This is a genomic window from Neoroseomonas marina (assembly GCF_012927745.1).
GTDB classification, from domain to species: Bacteria; Pseudomonadota; Alphaproteobacteria; order Acetobacterales; family Acetobacteraceae; genus Neoroseomonas; species Neoroseomonas marina.
Map to the genome: position 1 here is coordinate 864,622 of NZ_JABBKX010000002.1, position 18,157 is coordinate 882,778.

At 70.3% G+C, this 18,157-nt stretch carries 14 protein-coding genes; 2 read left to right on the forward strand and 12 right to left on the reverse strand.

Annotated elements, in window-relative coordinates:
- Positions 1–13 precede the first annotated feature (13 nt).
- Both GWK16_RS09440 and GWK16_RS09445 read left to right on the forward strand, forming a co-directional pair.
- Positions 14–208 (forward strand): hypothetical protein, encoded by a 195-nt coding sequence (locus tag GWK16_RS09440; protein ID WP_170053656.1) that lies wholly within the window; start codon positions 14–16, stop codon positions 206–208.
- A complete protein-coding gene (locus tag GWK16_RS09445; protein ID WP_170053657.1) occupies positions 205–1,596 on the forward strand; it encodes an amidase in 1,392 nt (463 codons plus the stop codon). Before GWK16_RS09440 ends, GWK16_RS09445 begins: the two co-directional genes overlap by 4 nt.
- A gap of 46 nt (positions 1,597–1,642) precedes the next feature.
- Here the strand turns inward: GWK16_RS09445 and GWK16_RS09450 are convergent, their stop codons facing one another.
- The 12 genes from GWK16_RS09450 to GWK16_RS09505 all read right to left on the reverse strand — a co-directional run bounded on the left by GWK16_RS09450 (position 1,643) and on the right by GWK16_RS09505 (position 17,903).
- Complete coding sequence (locus GWK16_RS09450; protein WP_170053658.1) at positions 1,643–3,283, reverse strand: hydantoinase B/oxoprolinase family protein; 1,641 nt, start codon at positions 3,281–3,283, stop codon at positions 1,643–1,645.
- Complete coding sequence (locus tag GWK16_RS09455) at positions 3,280–5,352, reverse strand: hydantoinase/oxoprolinase family protein (protein ID WP_170053659.1); 2,073 nt, start codon at positions 5,350–5,352, stop codon at positions 3,280–3,282. Before GWK16_RS09455 ends, GWK16_RS09450 begins: the two co-directional genes overlap by 4 nt.
- A 38-nt stretch (positions 5,353–5,390) precedes the next feature.
- Positions 5,391–6,206 carry a helix-turn-helix domain-containing protein gene (locus GWK16_RS09460; RefSeq protein WP_170053660.1) on the reverse strand — a complete coding sequence of 272 codons (816 nt, stop codon included), beginning with the start codon at positions 6,204–6,206 and terminating at the stop codon, positions 5,391–5,393.
- Positions 6,206–7,192 (reverse strand): Bug family tripartite tricarboxylate transporter substrate binding protein, encoded by a 987-nt coding sequence (locus GWK16_RS09465; RefSeq protein ID WP_170053661.1) that lies wholly within the window; start codon positions 7,190–7,192, stop codon positions 6,206–6,208. The genes GWK16_RS09460 and GWK16_RS09465 overlap by 1 nt, the downstream gene beginning before the upstream one ends.
- Positions 7,193–7,825: 633 nt before the next feature.
- On the reverse strand, positions 7,826–8,596 hold the full coding sequence (locus tag GWK16_RS09470; RefSeq protein WP_170053662.1) for an ABC transporter permease: 771 nt from the start codon (positions 8,594–8,596) through the stop codon (positions 7,826–7,828).
- Positions 8,596–9,615 (reverse strand): ABC transporter ATP-binding protein, encoded by a 1,020-nt coding sequence (locus GWK16_RS09475; protein ID WP_248291229.1) that lies wholly within the window; start codon positions 9,613–9,615, stop codon positions 8,596–8,598. Before GWK16_RS09475 ends, GWK16_RS09470 begins: the two co-directional genes overlap by 1 nt.
- 429 nt (positions 9,616–10,044) lie before the next feature.
- Positions 10,045–10,659: an alkylhydroperoxidase domain protein gene (locus GWK16_RS09480; protein ID WP_170053663.1), complete on the reverse strand. Its 615-nt coding sequence runs from the start codon at positions 10,657–10,659 to the stop codon at positions 10,045–10,047.
- 11 nt (positions 10,660–10,670) lie between these two features.
- The gene (locus GWK16_RS09485; protein WP_170053664.1) at positions 10,671–11,255 is read right to left on the reverse strand and encodes a CMD domain protein; all 585 of its coding nucleotides are present in this window, start codon (positions 11,253–11,255) and stop codon (positions 10,671–10,673) included.
- 42 nt (positions 11,256–11,297) lie between these two features.
- Positions 11,298–12,314: a putative FMN-dependent luciferase-like monooxygenase gene (locus tag GWK16_RS09490; RefSeq protein WP_170053665.1), complete on the reverse strand. Its 1,017-nt coding sequence runs from the start codon at positions 12,312–12,314 to the stop codon at positions 11,298–11,300.
- A 63-nt stretch (positions 12,315–12,377) separates the two neighbouring features.
- Complete coding sequence (locus GWK16_RS25530; protein ID WP_170053666.1) at positions 12,378–12,590, reverse strand: hypothetical protein; 213 nt, start codon at positions 12,588–12,590, stop codon at positions 12,378–12,380.
- A 231-nt stretch (positions 12,591–12,821) separates the two neighbouring features.
- Positions 12,822–15,173, reverse strand: coding sequence for a tetratricopeptide repeat protein (locus GWK16_RS09500; protein WP_170053667.1), 2,352 nt, complete (start codon positions 15,171–15,173; stop codon positions 12,822–12,824).
- A 192-nt stretch (positions 15,174–15,365) separates the two neighbouring features.
- Complete coding sequence (locus GWK16_RS09505; RefSeq protein WP_211187227.1) at positions 15,366–17,903, reverse strand: arylsulfatase; 2,538 nt, start codon at positions 17,901–17,903, stop codon at positions 15,366–15,368.
- Between the last annotated feature and the right edge of the window lie 254 nt (positions 17,904–18,157).

An 18,157-nucleotide genomic window follows, 5' to 3' on the forward strand; every position in this document is an offset into this window, starting at 1 on the left:
ACGGAGATATCGCGTGCCCGAGGTGGACCCAGAGACCGAGTTCGACATCTGCCTCGCGCGAGCCGGCATCACCCTGCCGCCCGAGCGGCGCCCGGCGATGTTCGAGGCCTTCCTCGCCTGGCGCAGCCTTCGGGCACCGCTGAGCGAACCCCTCCCGCCTGCGACGGAACCGGCCTTCGGCGTGCGGCAGAAGGATGCCGCGCGATGATGGCGCCGCTTCCCTCCCTGGCCGAGGCGTCGCGTGCCATCGCAGCCGGGTCCCTGTCGCCCGTCGCGCTGACGGAGCAGGCGCTCGAGCGCATCGGCAAGCTCGATCCGGCGCTCAACGCCTTCATCCTGGTGACCGCCGATCGGGCGCGGGCTGCCGCCGCGGCAGCGGAGGTCGAGATCAAGGCCGGTCGTCGCCGCGGACCGCTGCATGGGATCCCCTATGCGCTGAAGGACATCTACGACGTCGCCGGGCTTCGGACGTCGTGCCATTCCCACCAATGCCTCGATCATGTTGCCGCGGCCGACGCGGAAGCCACCCGGCGGCTGGAAGCGGCGGGAATGGTGCTGCTCGGCAAATTGTCGACGCACGAGTTTGCGCGCGGCGGGCCCACCGACGTGCTGCCCTTCCCGAATGCCAGGAATCCCTGGGACCCGGCGCGCTTCGCCGGCGGCTCCTCCTCGGGCTCAGGTGTGGCGGTCGCGGCGGGGCTCGTGGCCATGGCCATGGGCAGCGACACCGGCGGGTCGATCCGACTGCCAGCCGCCTATTGCGGCGTCGTCGGCCTGAAGCCGACCTACGGCCTGGTCAGCCGGCGCGGCATATTCCCTCTGTCGTTCACGCTGGATCACGCGGGTCCTTTGACGCGAACCGTCGAGGATTGCGCGATGGCGATGCAGGCCCTGGCGGGATACGACGCCGAGGAGCCCGGATCCGCCGATGTGCCGGTCCCCGACTACCTCGGCGGGCTTGGCGCGGGCGTGCAGGGCCTGACCATCGGCCGGGCCAGATCCTACGACATCGAGTCCGGGGTCGATGCCGAGACGATGGATGCGCTGGATGACGCCTGTGACCGACTGCGTCGCCTCGGGGCCATCGTCGTCGATGTCGTGCTGCCGGCGCGTCTGCGGGGCGACGCGGTGACGCAGGGGATCCTGCTCGCGGAAGCCTTCGCCATCCACCAGGCGTGGCTCCGGGATCGGCCGCATCTGTATGGGCGGGTCACGCGGGAACGCCTGACGATGGGGGCGTTCGTCTCCGGGGCGGAGTACGTGCAGGCGCAGCGCCTGCGACGCGTCCTGACCGCGGAGGTCGACGCGGTGCTCGGCGGCTGCGACGCGATCCTGTGCGCGAGCACGACGGGGGTGGCGCCCTTGCTCACCGATGTCGACGAAGGTCCCTTCCGCCGGCAGCATCCCCTCACGGCGCTGTTCAATGCGACGGGCCATCCGGCGCTTGTGATGCCCAGCGGATTCGGTGCCACGGGGATGCCGCTGTCGCTGTCGCTGGTGACGCGATCCTTCGACGAGCCGCTGCTGTTCCGTATCGCGGCTGCTTATGAGAAGGCGACGCAATGGGCTGAGCGGTGGCCGCCGCTCCGTCCGTGACCGGCTGCTGCCCGCCGGGACTCCGGGCTGGCCGCGGGAGGGGCCTCTAGGACGTCGCGCCGTAGTCGCGGCGTGCGGCGTCGGGGGTCACGAGACCCCGCCGGACATCCTCCGCGATCCTGGCCGGATCCCGTGCCTGCGGCGGGCCAAATCCACCGCCGCCAGGGGTTTCCACGATCAGGCTGTCGCCGGCGGGGATGGGCTGGCGCCCGGCCGCCCGGAAGGGCTTGCCGGAGGACAGCCGCACCGCGCCCGGCGCGCCGTCCTGCCCGCCCCGCCGGCCGCGGGCCGGGGTCGAAACGCGCTGGAAGGACGCGCCGACATCGACGGGCGATCCGTCCCGCGGCGCAACCTCGATGATCTGGCCGAGCCCGCCACGCCAGGTGCCGGCACCGCCTGAGTCGGGGCGCAATGTCCGCCGGCGGTAGAGAATGGGCGCGGCCCGTTCACTCACCTCGACCGGGATCGCCTGCACCCCGCTTGGATAGGCCGTTGCGGCCAGGCCGTCCTGCGACGGCCGGGCGCCGCCGCCGCCGCTGTGGAAGCACAGGATGTTGAAGGTGCGTGGTCCCTCGCTGCGTGCGAGCCGCAGGTTCCACAAGGTTCCGCTGTGCTCGGCCGGCACGCGCTCGGGTGCCGCCGCGGCAAGGCAGCCGAGTGCGAGGTCCGCCATCATGTGCCCCAGGATATGGCGGGAGGCGACCGGTGCGGGGAAGCGGGCATTCAGGATCGAGCCCTCCGGCGCCGAGATGCGCACCGCATCGAGCGACGCCGCATTGTTGGGAATGTCCGGCCCGACGACGCAGCGCACGCCGAAGGCGGCATAGGCTTCGGTGTAGCAGAACGGCACGTTGACGCCGCGGGGATGCGGCGCGAGCTCTCCGCCGAGGTCGAGCGATATGGTGCCGTCCTTCACCACCATGCTCGCGGTGACCTCGATCGGTTCGCCGACCAGGTCGATCCGCATCGTCGTGTCGAAGCAGCCTTCGGGCAGGGACGCGATGGCAGCCCGCATGCCTGCCGCCGAACGTTCGAAGATGAAGGCGGCGAGGGGGCCGAGATCCTCCAGGGCAAACTCGTCGCACATGCGCAGCAGGGCGCGACACCCGCCCGCATTCGCGGCCACCAGCGCGAAGAGTTCACCCATCAGCTGATCCGGGAAGCGCACATTCGCACGCAGGATCTGCTCCACATGTGCGTCCGGCCGACCCTGGCGCAGGAAGCGCAGCACGGGGATGCGGATGCCCTCATGGAACACGTCGCGCCCGTCGAAGCCGATGCCTTGGCCGCCGACATCGACGATATGCGTCGTGCTGGCGAAGAAGCCGATCAGCCGACCATGCCGGAACACCGGCGTCACGACGCAGAAATCGTTGAGATGGCCGGTGCCGATCCAGGGATCGTTGGTGATGGCCACATCGCCGTCCGACCAATCCTCAGCCGGGATCGCGGCGAGGAAGTGTCCGACCGAGCGCGCCATGGCGTTGACATGCCCCGGCGTGCCGGTGACCGCCTGCGCAATCATGTCGCCCTGGGGCGTGAAGATCCCCGCGGACAGGTCACCGGCATCGCGCGTGACGGGGCTGAAGGACGTGCGGATCAGGGTCTGCGCCTGCTCCTCGACCACGCTGAGCAGGCGGTTCCACATCACCTGCATCGCAATCGCCTGGCGCGCCGTGAGCGTCATGCGGCAAGTCCTTCGGTGCGCAGGATCAGGAAGCCCTCGGCGTCGCAATGTGCGGTCATGCCCGGTGGGATGACGAGGGTGGTGTGGTCCTCCACGACGACCGCGGGCCCGGCGACACTGTCGCCGGCCGGCATGGCGCGTCGCTCGACCAGACCGGCATTGCGGTGGACGCCATGGTCGAGGTCGTAGAGCCGCGCCGCGCCACGCGCGGCCGGCGGCGTTGGACCCGGCGGGGCGGCGAGGACGTCGGTCGGTTCCGCGCGCAGCGTCACCGTCAGGCTCCAGGCCGCGACCTCGACCGGAACACCCTGCGGCAGCAGGCCGAGGCGCCGAAGATACTCGGCTTCGAACGCCGCACCGAGGCGGTCGGTCAACGTCGCCAGGGGATCGGGCGCGAGCGGCAGGGTGATCTCGGTGCCCTGGCCGGTGTAGCGCAGGTCCACCGTCCAACTCTCCTCGGCCGCGGCGATGTCCCCGAGGCCCTGCAGCATCGCCTGAGCTTCCTCGCGCATGGAACGCCGTATCGCGGTCACTTCCTCGGGCGTGAGACGCGCGAGCGGCGCGAAGGCGCTGCGCTTCACGGTGAAGGCGGCGGGCGCGACGAGGAAGCCGATCGCCGACCCAACTCCCGCATTCGGCGGCAGCACGATCTCATCGATGCCGAGACGACGCGCGACGCCGGCGGCGTGCAGCCCCGCGGCACCGCCGAAGGCCAGCAACGTCCATCCCGCCAGGTCGCTGCCCTTCTCGGCTGCGTAGGTGCGGGCGGCGGACGCCATCGCTTCCTCCACCACCTCGGCGATCGCAGCGGCGGTCGCATCCTGCGGGAGGTCCAGCGCAGCGGCGAGGGTGCCGCCGATCGCCTGCGCGGCGGCATCGACGTCCAGCGACAGCGTGCCGCCGGCGAAGCGGGCCGGGGTGATCCTTCCCAGCATGAGATCGGCATCCGTCACCGTGGGCTGGGTGCCGCCGCGTCCGTAGCAGGCCGGGCCGGGCGCCGCGCCCGCGCTGTCGGGCCCGACGAGCAGGCGCCCCGCGCCGTCGACCCGGGAGATCGATCCGCCGCCGGCGCCGATCTCGACCAGTTCCACGACGGGAATGCGCAACGGCAGTCCGCTGCCCTTCTTGAAGCGGTAGACGCGATCGGCCTCGAAGCTGCTTTCCTGCGTCGGGCGCCCATTCTCGATCAGGCAGATCTTCGCGGTGGTCCCACCCATGTCGAAGGCGACGAGGCGATCGCGACGCAGTCGCCGCGCCACCGCCGCGGCGAGCATCGCGCCTCCGGCCGGCCCGCTCTCGATCAGGCGGACCGGCAGGCGCGCTGCCGTCTCCACCGAGGCGAGCGCGCCTTCGGACATCATCACCAGCACCGGCGCCATGATGCCCAGGCTGCGCAGCCCGTCCTGCATCCGCGCGAGGTAGGAGGCGACGAGCGGCTGCACATAGGCATTCGCGCAGGTGGTGGAGCACCGTTCGAACTCGCCGATCAGGGGCGAGACGCGTGAGGAGAGCGAGACGGACACCTCCGGCAGGCGCAGCGCCAGACCCGCGGCCAGCGCTTCCTCATGAGTCGGATTGGCGTAGCTGTGGAGCAGGCAGACCGCGACGGCGGTGACGCCGCTGTCACGGAGCAGCGTGGCGACGCGCTCGATCTCGGCGTCGGTCAGGGGCTCGACCACGCCACCGTCGGCATCGATGCGCTCACGCAGGCCGAAGCGGCGATCGCGCGGCACCAGCGGTGCGGGCTTCTCCAGGTAGAGGTTGTACTGGTCGAAGCGGTGCTCGCGCCCGATCTCCGGCGTGTCGGTGAAGCCTTCCGTCATGACCAGGGCCGTCGGCGCGCCCTTGCGCTCGATCACGGCGTTGGTCGCCAGTGTCGTTCCATGGAGGAAGACGCCGACCTGGTCCGGCGCCACGCCAGCTTCGGTGAGCAACTGGCTGACACCCTGCAGCACGCCCCGTTCGGGCGCGGCCGGTGTCGTGAGAACCTTTCCCGTCACGAGCCGGCCGCCGGCCTCGAGCGCGATATCGGTGAAGGTGCCGCCGATATCGGTGGCGATGCGGATCATGGCGGGCGTTGCGCCTCCTCGCTGCGCGGCCGCCATGGTCAGGGGGATGCTGCGCCGGCGCCAGAGCCCGTCGGCGGATCGTCCGCAGGATGAGCAGCGTGCAGCGTCGCGAAGGCGGTGGCGAGTGCGGCCGCAGCCTCGCGCAGCGGGGCCAGGCAGCGCGCCGCGATGCGTTCCACGGGCTCGACCCGCGGCAGGAAGACGAGATCCAGGACGCAGGCCACCGAACCGCCGAGCATCACCGGCACCGCGATGGCCCCGACGGGAGGCTTCAGCGCCGCGTCCCGCATGCCGTAGCCGCGCCGGCGCGTCGCGTCGAGCTCCCGCAGCACCAGGCGTTCCTCCACCCGCGGCACGCAGAGCGTCAGCAGGCGCCGCCGCTCCGCCTCCGGGCACCAGGCGAGGTAGGCGCGCCCCGAGGCCGACTGCGCGAGCGGCGAGCGCATTCCCTGGAAGTTGGCTTCGATGGCGACGCCGCATTGCGGGCGGTTGGAGGCCCGGACGTGGATCTCCGTGCCGCCGAGCATCATGACGTCGCTTGGCCAGCCCACCTTGCCGAGAAGGTCGAGCAGGATCGGGCCCGAGGTCGCCGCGAGCCAGGTGTCGAAATTGAAGCCGGAAGCGAGGCGGACGACGCGCGGGGTTACTTCCCACCGTCGTCCCTGCGGGTTCCGCAGGACGTATCCGGCTTCGGCCAGCGTCGAGAGCAGGCGGAGAACGGTGGGTCGCGGGATGCCCGTGTTGCGCACGAGCTCGGGCACGGTGGCCCCCCGCGTCGCATTGATCGTCGCGAGCAGATCGAGCGCGCGCCGGACGGCGCGGACGCTCTCCTCCCGTCGCGGTGCCGTCGTCATCAGTTCACGCGCGCGCCGGAGATTTCCACCAGCCGCTGATACATCGGCGAGGTCTCCCGCAGATAGGCGCTGAACTCGGCCGGCGTGTTGAGGACGGGCTCGGTGCCCATCTCCACGAAGCGCTGACGCACATCCGAGTTGTTCACTGCATTCACGACGGCGGTGTAGATGCGGTTCACCACCGCGGGCGGCAGGCCGGCCGGGGCGAAGAGCGCCTGGTAGGATTCGACGCGGAAGTCCGGCAGCGTGCCCTCGGTGATGTTCGGGACATCCGGCAGCAGCGCCGAACGGCCGCGGCTGCCGGCAACGACGATGGGCCGCAGCCGGCCGGACTGGATCAGCGGCAACATGGCCGTGATCTGGTCGATCACCATCGGGATCTGTCCCGCAGCCGCGTCCTGCTGCGCGAGGTTCCCGCCGCGATAGGCGACGTGGTTGAGCTGCAGGTCGAACTGGCGGCTCAGATACTCCCCGGCGAGGTGGTTCGACGTACCGACGCCGCTGGTGCCGTAGGCGGCGCCGCGATTGCGACGGGCCCAGTCGATCAGTTCGGGCATGGTCCGGATCGGCAGGTTGGGGTTCACCGCCAGCACGTTCGGCTGGAAGCCGAGGTTGGTGATGTGGGTGAAATCCCGGATCGGGTCCCAGGTCAGCCCTTGCTGGAGGTGCGGCACGATCGAATGCGTGGTCGTGGACCCGAGGCAGAGCGTGTAGCCGTCCGCCGGCGCGCGGGCGCAGGCTTCGGTGCCGATGACGCCGCCACCGCCGGCGCGATTTTCCACGACCACGGGTTGGCCGAGCTCGCGTGCCAAGGGAACTGCGAGAAGACGGGCCATGATGTCGGCCCCGCCGCCGGGGGCGAAGGACACGATGATCCGGACGGGGCGGGACGGATAGACGTCCTGCGCCACGGCTGGCCCCGGGAGCAGCAGAAGGCTGCCCAGAGAGAGGATCGCGGCCGCCGTGCGCCGGAACAGCTGAGCCATCGGTTCGAATCCCTCAGGATGGCGACGGCCACCGCGTCTCGGAACGCTAGGACGGTCGGCACGAGACGCACCAGAGGGCACCTGGATGCTGTTCGCCAGGCGGACATGTCGCAGCGGCATCGTGCCGCGCTGTGCCATCCACCGGGATGCGTGACGGCGAAGCGTGCATGCCGGCGGCAAATGGCCCGGCGCAGCCTGCCCGAAGTCTCCATTCCATGGTTCGGCATGCATATCGCGGCACAGTCGCGGAGCGATGCCGAAGCGACGCTTGAGAGCGTCCGCCAGGCGCGCGGGCGGGAACAGTCCCACCTGTGCTGCGATCGGCCTGAGGGGACGGTCGCGCGACAGGAGCAGGCGCGCCGCGTCGCGCAGGGCGATTTCGATGAACCGTGCCGGCGTCTCGTCCCTCGGATACGTCCGCACGGTCCATCATCCCGAGGCCCCGGGGGGCGGCAGCCGCCGAATGTCCTTCCGGAACGTCACGACCGGGAGGAGCCGCGCCTTCGGCGGGACCGAGATCCATATCGAACAGACGAGCATACCCGACCTGGATCTGCCCGAGGCGCGCACGCTCGGAAGCCGGTCGGGCCGGACATCAAGCCGTAGCGGCGTCGGCGTGGGTCTTGGGGCAGGTTACGGCTTCAGCCGATAGCCCGTCCGGAACATCCACCACAGGATCGCGAGGCACAGCGCCATGAAGCACGTCATGAAGGCGAGGCTCGCGGCGATGCTGACGTCGCCGACGCCATGGAAGCTCCAGCGGAAGCCGCTGACCAGGTAGACGACGGGATTGAACAGGCTGATCGCCCGCCAGGGCTGCGACAGCATGTCGATGGAATAGAAGGCGCCGCCGAGGAAGGTGAGGGGCGTCACCACCAGGGAGGGAATGATCGCGAGCTGCTCGAAACTCTTTGCCCAGATGCCGATGATGAATCCGAACAGGCTGAAGGCGATGGAGGTGATCAGGAGGAAAGCGAGCATCCAGAACGGGTGGAGGATCTCGATCCTGACGAAGAAGGTGGCCGTCAACAGGATGATGAGTCCGATACCGACGGATTTCGTCGCCGCCGCGCCGACATAGGCCACCACCGCCTCGAAGGCCGAGAGCGGAGCGGAGAGCAGCTCGAACAGCGTCCCGGTGAATTTCGGGAAGTAGATGGCGATCGATGCGTTCGAGACGCTCTGCGTGAGGATCGTCAACATCATGAGGCCCGGCACGATGAAGGCGCCGTAGTCGACGCCGCCGACCTGCTGCATGTGCGATCCGATGGCGGCGCCGAAGACGACGAAGTACAGCGCCGTCGTGATCACGGGCGTGACGATGCTCTGCCAGATCGTCCGGAATGCGCGCTGCATCTCGGTCCGGTAGATCGCCCACATGCCGCGGTGATTGATTCGCAACATCAGGCGCGCTCCACCAGGCTGATGAAGATCTCCTCCAGCGAACTCCGCTCGGTGTCGAGATCCTTGAAGTCGATGCCGAGCTCCCCGAGACGCTTCAGCAGGGCGGGCATTCCCGTGGCATCCGCGCGGGCGTCGAAGGTGTACAGAATCTGATGCCCGTCGGCAGCGAGTTCGAGCGGCCAGGCGGCCAGTTCCGCCGGGATCGCCGCCATCGGATGCTGCAGCGTGAGTGTCAGGCGGCGCTTGCCCATCTTTTCCATCAGCGTCGCAATATCCTCGACCAGCAGCACGCGCCCATGGTCGATGACGCCGACGCGATCCGCCATCTCCTCGGCTTCCTCGATGTAGTGCGTGGTGAGGACGATGGTGACGCCCTTGTCGCGCAGGCGGCGGACCACGGCCCACATGTCACGCCGGAGGTTGACGTCGACGCCGGCGGTGGGCTCATCGAGGAACAGCAGCTCGGGCTCGTGGCTCAGCGCCTTGGCGATCATGACGCGCCGCTTCATGCCGCCGGACAGTTCGATGACCTTGCTGTCGCGCTTGTCCCACAGCGAAAGGTCCCGCAGGAGCTGTTCCAGATAGGCCGGATCGGGCGACCGGCCGAACAGGCCGCGGCTGAAGCGCACCGTGTTCCAGACCGTCGAGAAGATGTCGAGGGCGATCTCCTGCGGCACCAGACCGATGATCGACCGCGCGGCCCGGAAGTCCCTCACGATGTCGTGACCGCCGACGAGCACCCTCCCCGAGCTCATCGTGACGGTGCCGCAGATGATGCTGATCAGCGTTGTCTTGCCCGCCCCGTTGGGACCGAGCAGCGCAAAGATCTCGCCCCGCCTGACCTCGAGGTCGATTCCCCCCAGCGCCGTCAGCCCGGAATCGTAGCGCTTCTCAACGCCGGAGATGCTCAGGATCGGTTGCATCGATCTCCACTCTGAAGGCCATGCCAGTGCCATACCAAGCGGATGCAATCGATGCAGCAGCCCGGGCCATTCATGGGCCGCGACGGCACCGCCCAAGGCGACTCGTCCTGCGGGGGCGCGCGGCGTCGTTCGTCTACACGCATCGCGCGGCTTGTACGTATCAAGACCTGTTGTGCAGATGGCGCTCGCATCCGCGCTGCGGCGGCCGCAACGCGCGGCCGATGCCGGGCCGTCGCCTGATCCGCATCGGGCAGATGAACGATAGTTGAGAATGACTCGCGGTGGCAATGGCTGGCGTGCAATGACGGTGCCCGGCGATCGTCCGTGCATCCGCGTCACGGCCCATCAGAACGACAGCGACAACGAGATCGAGCAGCTCGTCTCCGCGACCCGCACCGTGCCGCCGAACGTCGCGACGGTGTGCATCCAGGGCGTCGACGCCGCGTGCAGTGCGATGCCCACACCTGGTTCGCGGGTCTGTCGGCCATGGCGCTGAAGGCGCCGCACGGTCGTGCGGCGGCGCAGTCAGCGCGACGCACCGTTCGGCGGACGGTCGGCCGAGGCCTCGCCCAGCGACAGCATCAGCCGGTTCGCCCAGTTGAAGAAGGACGCAGCCTGGATGATGTCGCTGATGGCGAGATCGTCCATCCCCGTCGCCCGCAGCCGGCGAACGTGCTCCGGCCCGAAGGTCATCGGAATGGCTGTCAGCGCGACGGACGCGGCCACGATGGCGTTCCAGCGTTCGCCGATGTCGGTGCCGACGCCCTCGGCCAGCAGCTTGTCGACATCGGTCTCGCGCTTCGCATAGGTCGCCGCGAATCGGGCGTGGACCGAACAGCAGTAGATGCAGCCGTTGAAGCGCGACACCGCCGCCGCGGCGAGTTCGCGATCCGCGCGCGGCGCCCCGGCCTCGGGGTTGTAGAAGATGTCCTTGTCGGTGCGCGTACGGTGCTCGAGCGCATCCGGGTCACGGGCGAGCAGGCGGAAATACTCCGACTTCGCGCGCGCCGCATCGATCAGCGCGGCGATGTGGTGCGGCGTGAGCTCGGCCTCGGAAAGCGGGTCCACGAAGGGCACCCAGCCGATCTGGGCGCGGGTGAAGACGTTCGGCACGGGGGACGGCACAGCGGTGTCGGGCATGGCGCGGAACCTCAGGGCGTCGCGGCCAGCACGGACAGGCCGGCGACGACGCGGATCTGGAAGGCGAGGAAGGAGACCAGCTGCGAGAGGGACACGATGCTGTCCTCGCTCCAGCCGGCAGCCTTCAGCGGCACGAAGCGCGACGCCGCGGCATCGCGGGGGTGGAACACCAGGTAATGCGTATGCGCGAAGGCGGCGACGAGCTTCGGGCCCAGCGCCGCGGCCACCTCCGGCGACAGGGCGAAGGGCGGTGCGGGCGTATCCTCGACGCTGAGGGGGCCGGGCGGATAGGCGCCCTTCGGCCCCTCGGCCGCGGTCTGCGCCACGGCGGCGGCGACAGCGCCGGCCAACGCCTCCCCACCATGCTCGCGCAGGCCCGCGGCATAGTGCACCGCGGTCGGCGCGGCGCGATGCAGCCCCGCGACATAGGCGGCGATCGCGAAGCGTTCCGCGATGCTGAAATCGCCGGGCGCGGCGGGGGTCAGCAGGACGTCGTAGCTCTTCTGCGCGTGGGTGCGCGCGACCTTCCGGCCGTCGCGCACGGCATCCATGCGCGAGCCAGGCGCGATGCCGGCCAGCGTGTCGATCACATCCATTCGTATTCCGTCCTTGTCATGGCCGTGGTCCTGGTCGTCGCCTCAGGCCGCGCGCGCGGCCTCCGCCGCCGCGCGGCGCCAGCCGAAGGCCGGGGCGACATGTTCGGCGACCAACTCGATAGAGCGCAAGACGTAGGGGTGGGGCGGATCGACCGAGTGCACCTGCACCGCGAGCTCGGTCGCGCGGTCCATGATGCGGTCCGTCTTCAGCGAGGCCACCACCTCCTCCGGCGTTCCGAGATGGACGTCCTGGCGGCGGATGATCTCCTCGGTCGAGCGCGGCGCATCGGGCACGCGACCGAGCGCCACCAGGCGCTTGTGGTAGCGCTGCAGGCCGACCTCGGCGAAGCGCATCACGTCCTCCCGGCGATCGGCCGCGAAGACCGAGCGAGAGGCGAGGATGCGCGGCGCCACACCCGGAGGCAGCTCCTCGAGATAGGCATCCACCATCGGATCCTGGATGTCCGCGAGGCTCGCATCGGGGGCCTCCTTTGCGCGCGGCTGGGTGCGCGACAGCAGCAGCCCCATCCCGAGCCTGCCGGCCGCACGGGACCCATCCACCGAGAAGGTCGCGTACCACATCCGCTCGAGCAACTCGGGGCGCGCGGGATAGACGCGGTCACCCCCGTTCAACTGCTGCCCGCGTAGCGCGCCCAGCAATTCCTCGAGCTTGTCGGCGAATACCGTGCGGCGGTCGGCATCCTTCAGCCCGAAGGCGGCGAAGGCTTCCGGGTTGCCGCCCGAGCCGACGCCGAGTTCCAGTCGCCCGCCCGACATGATGTCGAGCACCGTCGCATCCTCGGCCACGCGGATCGGCATCTCCATCGGCAGGGTGACGATGCCGGTCGCCAGGCGGATGCGGCTGGTCAGCGCCGCCGCCTGCGCCAGCAGGACGAAGGGGGACGGCAGGCCGCCCTCGAATTCGTGGAAATGGTGCTGCGCCACCCAGGCACTGTCGAAGCCCTGGGCCTCGGCGTGACGGATCTGCGCGAGGGCGCAGCGGTAGCGTTCCGCCGCGCTGCCTTCGTCGAGGACCCGGGTGAAGAAGCCGAGCTTCATTGCGCTGCCTTTCCTGCTACGCCGCCGCCGCCGGGAATGGCCGCGATGAGGTCGCGCGTGTCGTCATGGGCCGGGGCGTGGAACACCGTCCAGTCCCGATACCACGACCCGTCCGGCCCGCATGACCGAGGCGGTGCCCGCGATCAGCCGTTCCACGGCCAGGTCGTGGGAGACGCAGACATAGGAGAGGCCGAGCTCCCGCTGCAACTCGTCCAGCAATTCGAGGATGCGCGCCTGCACCGGCACGTCGAGGGGCGAGACTGCCTCATCCAGCACCACAACGCGGGGCTGTGGCCCCAGGGCACGGCGATGGCCACGCGCGGGCGCTTCCCGCCCGACGGGGCCGCCGGGGGCGTCCGAACACCGAAACCGGCAGGCGACGTGCTCGATCCTGGCGCGGCACCACGCCGCAATCCGCGCGGTCCGCCGCAACGCCGAGGTCGTGCGTGGCCAGCAGTACCGCCGTGCCGTCCTCCCGCCGCTGCATCGTGACGCGACCGCAGCCTGCTATCGAGGCGACGGAAGGCGCTGTCGCAGGCCACGAAGCTGCGCCTGCAATGCCGCCGCTTCGCGATCCGTCGGGTTCAGCGCCATGACGGCGGCAGCAAGGCGTTCCGCCTCGGCGAAGTTGGCGCGGTCGCGTTCCATGGTCGCGAGGGCCATGAGGCTGTCGCGATGCTGCGGATGGCGCTCGATATTGGCGCGCAGGACCGCGACCGCCTGTTCCCGGTGACCGAGATCGTTCAACGCGATGGCCCGAACATAGGGGTAGCGCGGTTCGTCGGGGCGAAGGGCGGCGGCGGCGGCCAGCATCGCGAGCGCTTCCGACGACTGCCCGCGTCGCGCCAATGCGAGGCCGAGGGCAAAGCGAGGCGCGGCTTCCTGTGGATGCGCCGCGACGGCTCGGCGCAGCGCGGACTCCGCGGCGTCGGCATGACCTCGGCGCGCCTCGAAATCCGCCAGGTTGACGAGGGCCGCCAGGTTGCCGGGCTCGCGGGCCAGTGCAGTGCGATAGGCGGCTTCGGCGCCGCCGAGGTCGCCACGTGCGGCGAGCAGCGCCGCGATGTTCACCCACGCTTCCGGCCGCTCGGCCGCGACGCGTTCGCTCGCGAGCAATTCCTCCCAGGCACGGGCGAAGGCGGGCCGCGCGCTCTCGGGCATTGCGTCGATCGGGACCGGAGCCAGGGCGCGCGCGGCCTCCACGCGCACCAGGCGCACCTCGTCGGTGAGGAACCGGACGGCGTGCAGCCGATTGCGGGGATGCAGGCCTTCGAGGGCGCGCAGGGCGGTTGCCCGCACGAGGGGTTCCGCATCGAGCAGCGTGGCGCCGATCGCTCCTGCCGTTGCCTGGGATGGCAGCATGGGCAGCAGCGAGATGGCCGTGGCGCGCAGGATGGCGGGTTGCATGCGATCGGTTGCGATGGTTGCGAGCGCGGCATCGGCACCGGGCCGGCCGTCCCGCCCGGCCTGGATCGCGAGCGCCCAATGCGGGTCGTCGCGCCGGCGCGGACCGAACCATTCGGCGATCCGCTCCGCCGCCCATCCGGCGCTGCGGCCCTGATGGCACGAGGTGCAGACATCGGGCGCGCCGACCGCGGCCGCGACCTCGGGTCGCGGCAGGGAGAAGGCATGGTCGCGTCGCCGGTCCACGCCCATGTAGGTCGAAGCCGGCATATGGCAGGACGTGCACTGGGCGCCAGGGCTGCCTTCGGGGTGATGGTGGTGGTCGGCCGTGTCGAAGCGCGCCGGCAGGTGGCACTGGGCGCAGACGGCATTGCCCTCGGCGCGCAGGCGGCCGCTATGCGGGTCGTGGCAGTCGGCGCAGACCACGCCGGCGCGCTGCATCCGGCTCTGCGCGAAGGACCCCCACTCGAAGACCTCGCCCTGGATGCGGCCATTGGCCTGGTACTCGCCCTGCAGCAGCAGCAGCGGCGCGTGCGTGTCGAGGAAGCGCATGCCCGGCCGCGGATCGGCCACGATCGGGCGGGCGCGGGCGTGGCAGGGGGCGCAGGTCTCGACCTGTACCGCAGCGGCCTGGCGGGGTGGACCGTCCCACTGCGCGATGCCGCGCGGGTCGTCGGCACGGAAGCGCCACGCGCCGCCCGATCCGTCGCGCAGCGCGACCGCGAGGCCCCGGCCCGCGATCTCCGTGCGCGCGCCTCCGCGCGCCCAGGCGACATGCGCCGCGCCCGGCCCATGGCAGGATTCGCAGCCGACGCCGAGTTCAGTCCAGCGTGTGGCATAGGTGTCGCGCGCCGCGTCGTAGCCGCGCTCGAGCCCTGTGGTGTGGCAGGCCGCGCACATGACATTCCAGGTCTGGTCGCGGCCGGTCCAGTGCAGGGGATCGCCGGAGCGCAGCGCCTCCTGCGGCATCAGGTGGAACCAGCGCTGGCCGCCTTCCGCGGGCGGACGGCTATCCCAGGCCCAGGGCAGGGGCTGGCGGCGGCCGTCGGGGAACAGGACCAGGTACTGCTGCAGCGGGTCGACCCCGAAGGTTTCGCTGACCGGGAAATCCGCGACCGTGCCGTCCGGTCCGTCGGTGCGGATCAGGAAGCGGTCGCCGTCGCGCAGGAAGGTCGCGGTGTGGTGGCCATCGGTCACCGTCGGGCCGGAGAAGTCCCCGAGCACGGTGCGCGGCGTTGCGGCGGCCATGGCGCGGGCGTGGTCGCTGTCACGCCAGGCCTCGGCTTGCGGGGCGTGGCAGCCGGCGCAGGAGGCGGAGCCGGCGAAGCCGGGCCGCGCGGCTTCCTGCGCTGTCGGCACGGCGGGGACAACGAGCAGGGCGGCGATCGTCACCGGCAGGCAGATCAGCAGCGCGGCAGCACCAAGGGCGGCGGCGCGCCGGGCAGACGCCAGCATTGTCATTCGGCCCCGGGTGGCGGTCGATCAACCATCGACGGTCACGCTGTCACGCCGGATGGCGGGAGGCCAAGGGTCAACATCCAGGTGCGAGACGCGCGAGGCAACCCACGGCGGCTGCCGTCGCCCGACGCCGTCATCCGGGTCGCGCGCGCGGCGGCCGGCGCGGGTTTCCCGCACCGGCCATCCGGGTCACGGCCGACGCTGCTGCGCCGGCGCCACGCCCGGCGCGGGCCGTTCCGCGTCGCGGGCGCGCGCGGCGAGTTCGGCGAGGAAACGGATCACCACCTCGGTCGTGACCGGCGTCTCGCCGGTCTCGACCACGATCTGGCCGATGCGCCCGGTGAAGTTGAACGGCACCTGGTAGTCGCGGTCGTCCACCGGCGTGCCGGTGTCCATGCCGACGTCGAAGGTCTCGTCCCAGGCGTAGGTGAAGGGCGTTGAGCGCGGGATGGACCGGCGCGCCACTTCCTGCCCGTCCACGGTCAGCACGCCGGTGCCGCCATGGCCGAAGGGGATCGGGCCCTGCGGCGTCATGGTGTAGTCGAAGACGAGGGTGTGGCGACCGGGCGGCAAGGCTTGCGGCGCCTCCCACTTCGCGCGCTCGACGTCGAGCAGGTTCATGGTGAAGACGGGCCGGCCCTCGCGCAGGTAGAAGCCCCAGCCGGAGAAGCGGCCGCCCTGCGTGACCAGCATGCCGTTGGCACCGCCTTGCGGGACTTCGATCTCCGCGGTGATGCGGTAGGAGCGGTTGAGCGTGTTCGGCGCGGCGTTCGCCTGGGTGCAGCAGGACGGCCCCGAATAGACGAAGCGGTTCCGTCCCGCCGCCGGCCCCGGCCGCGCCGCGATCATCGCCGAGATCGAGTTGTTCAGCGGGAAGACCTGGTTGCGTGTGCCTTCCATGATGAACAGTTCCTGCATCGACCGCAGCCGGTCAGGCTGCGCCGAGGCGAGGTCGCGGATCTGCGTCGGGTCCTCCGTCATGTTGTAGAGTTCCCACCGGTACCCGTTCATCACGTCCGATGGGATGGGGGCGGTCACGCCGGCCCAGGGCGGCGCCGCGGGCGTCGTGCTGGCGATCCAGCCATCGTGGTAGATCGCGCGGTTGCCTAGGATCTCGAAGTACTGGGTGTGCCGCGTGGATGGCGCCGCGGCGTTCTCCCGCGGCAGCGTATAGGCCATGCTGACGCCGTCCATCGGTCGCTGCGCGATGCCGTTGACCATGTTCGGCTGCGGGATGCCCACCAGGTCGAGGATCGTCGGCACGATGTCGATCACGTGGTGGAACTGGTTGCGGATGCCGCCGCGATCGGTAATGCGGGCGGGCCAGGAGATCGCCATGCCGTTGCGCGTGCCGCCGAAGTGCGAGGCGACCTGCTTGGTCCAGCGGTAGGGCGTCCCGAAGGCCCAGGTCCACGGCACCGCCATGTGGTTGTAGGTGCGGTCGGTGCCCCAGACCGGGATGAAGGGGAGTTGCTGCTCGGCGGTCATGGCGACGCCGTTGAAGTACATCACCTCGTTCGGCGTGCCGTTCAGCGAGCCCTCGGCGCTGCTGCCGTTGTCGCCGCTGATGTAGATGATCAGCGTGTTGTCGATCTGGCCGAGCCGTTCGACCTCGGCGATCACCCGCCCGATCTCATGGTCCGTGTAGGCGAGGTAGGCGGCGTAGACCGTCACCTGGCGGATGAAGAGCCGCTTCTCGTCGGCCGAGAGGCTGTCCCAGCGCGGCAGGAAGTCGGGCCAGGGTGGCAGCACCGCGTTGGCGGGGATGACGCCGAGCCGCTTCTGGTTCTCGAAGATGCGCTCGCGCAGCTTTTCCCAGCCGTCGTCGAAGAGGCGCAACGCCTCGATCCGTTCGATCCATTCGCGCGTCGGATGGTGCGGCGCATGCGTGCCGCCCGGGGCATAGTGGATGAACCAGGGCCGGTTCGGCGCGATCTCGGTGTTGGTGCGGATATAGGTGATGGCGTCGTCCGCCATCGCGGTGATGAGGTTCCAGCTGCCCGGCGGCTGCCCGACATAGGGATGGATGGGCGTGGTGTTGCGGAAGAGGTTGCCGGGCTGCCACTGCGAGGTATCGCCGCCGACGAAGCCGTAGAAGTACTCGAAGCCCATGCCGACGGGCCAGTTCGTGAAGGGGCCGGCGGTGCTGGCCTCCCAGGGCGGGACGTTGTGGTTCTTGCCGAACCACGCCGTGGCATAGCCGTTGTCCTGCAGGATGCGCCCGATCGTCGCCGTCTCCGGCGGGACGATGGAATTGTAGCCGGGGTAGCCGGACGACAATTCACTGATGTTGCCGAAGCCGACCTGGTGGTGGTTGCGCCCGGTCAGCAGCGCCGCCCGCGTGGGCGAGCAGAGGGCCGTCGTGTGGAAGGTGGTGTAGCGCAGGCCGGCCTGGGCGACCCGGTCGAGGGTCGGTGTCGGAATCACGCCGCCGAAGGTCGAAGGGGCAGCGTATCCGACATCGTCGGTCAGGATCAGCAGGACGTTCGGGGCGCGGTCCGGCGGCATGACCTGCGGCGGCCAGGCCGTCGTACTGTCCACGGCGTTCGGCAGGATCTGGCCGGTGAAGGGCGGCGTCGGGGCAGGCAGCTGAAGGCCCTGGGGCGTCATGACGGCGCTCGGGGCGCCCGGCGTACCGCGCAGCTGCTGGGCGGGCGCCGTCGTTGCAACGGTCACTGTGGCGCCGAGCAGGCCGACCCCGATCATTCGTGCGATCCAAACGCGCATGCGACATGCTCCCCACGCGTTGCCCCGCCCGACCGCTCCGCCGCCGGGCATGATCCGCGTCATGCTAGATCGGCAACGGCACGCCCCCGCTGCTAAATTCTCGGTAATGGCTATCCAGAATAGGCGAAGATCCCATCGGATCCGGATGGCGACCACCGGCATCGCTTCAGTCGACGGGCGATAGGGCTGCCGCCGCACCGACGGGGCCCCGGTCGGTGCAGTTGCCGCCCGGACGGCAATGACGGTTCGGACCG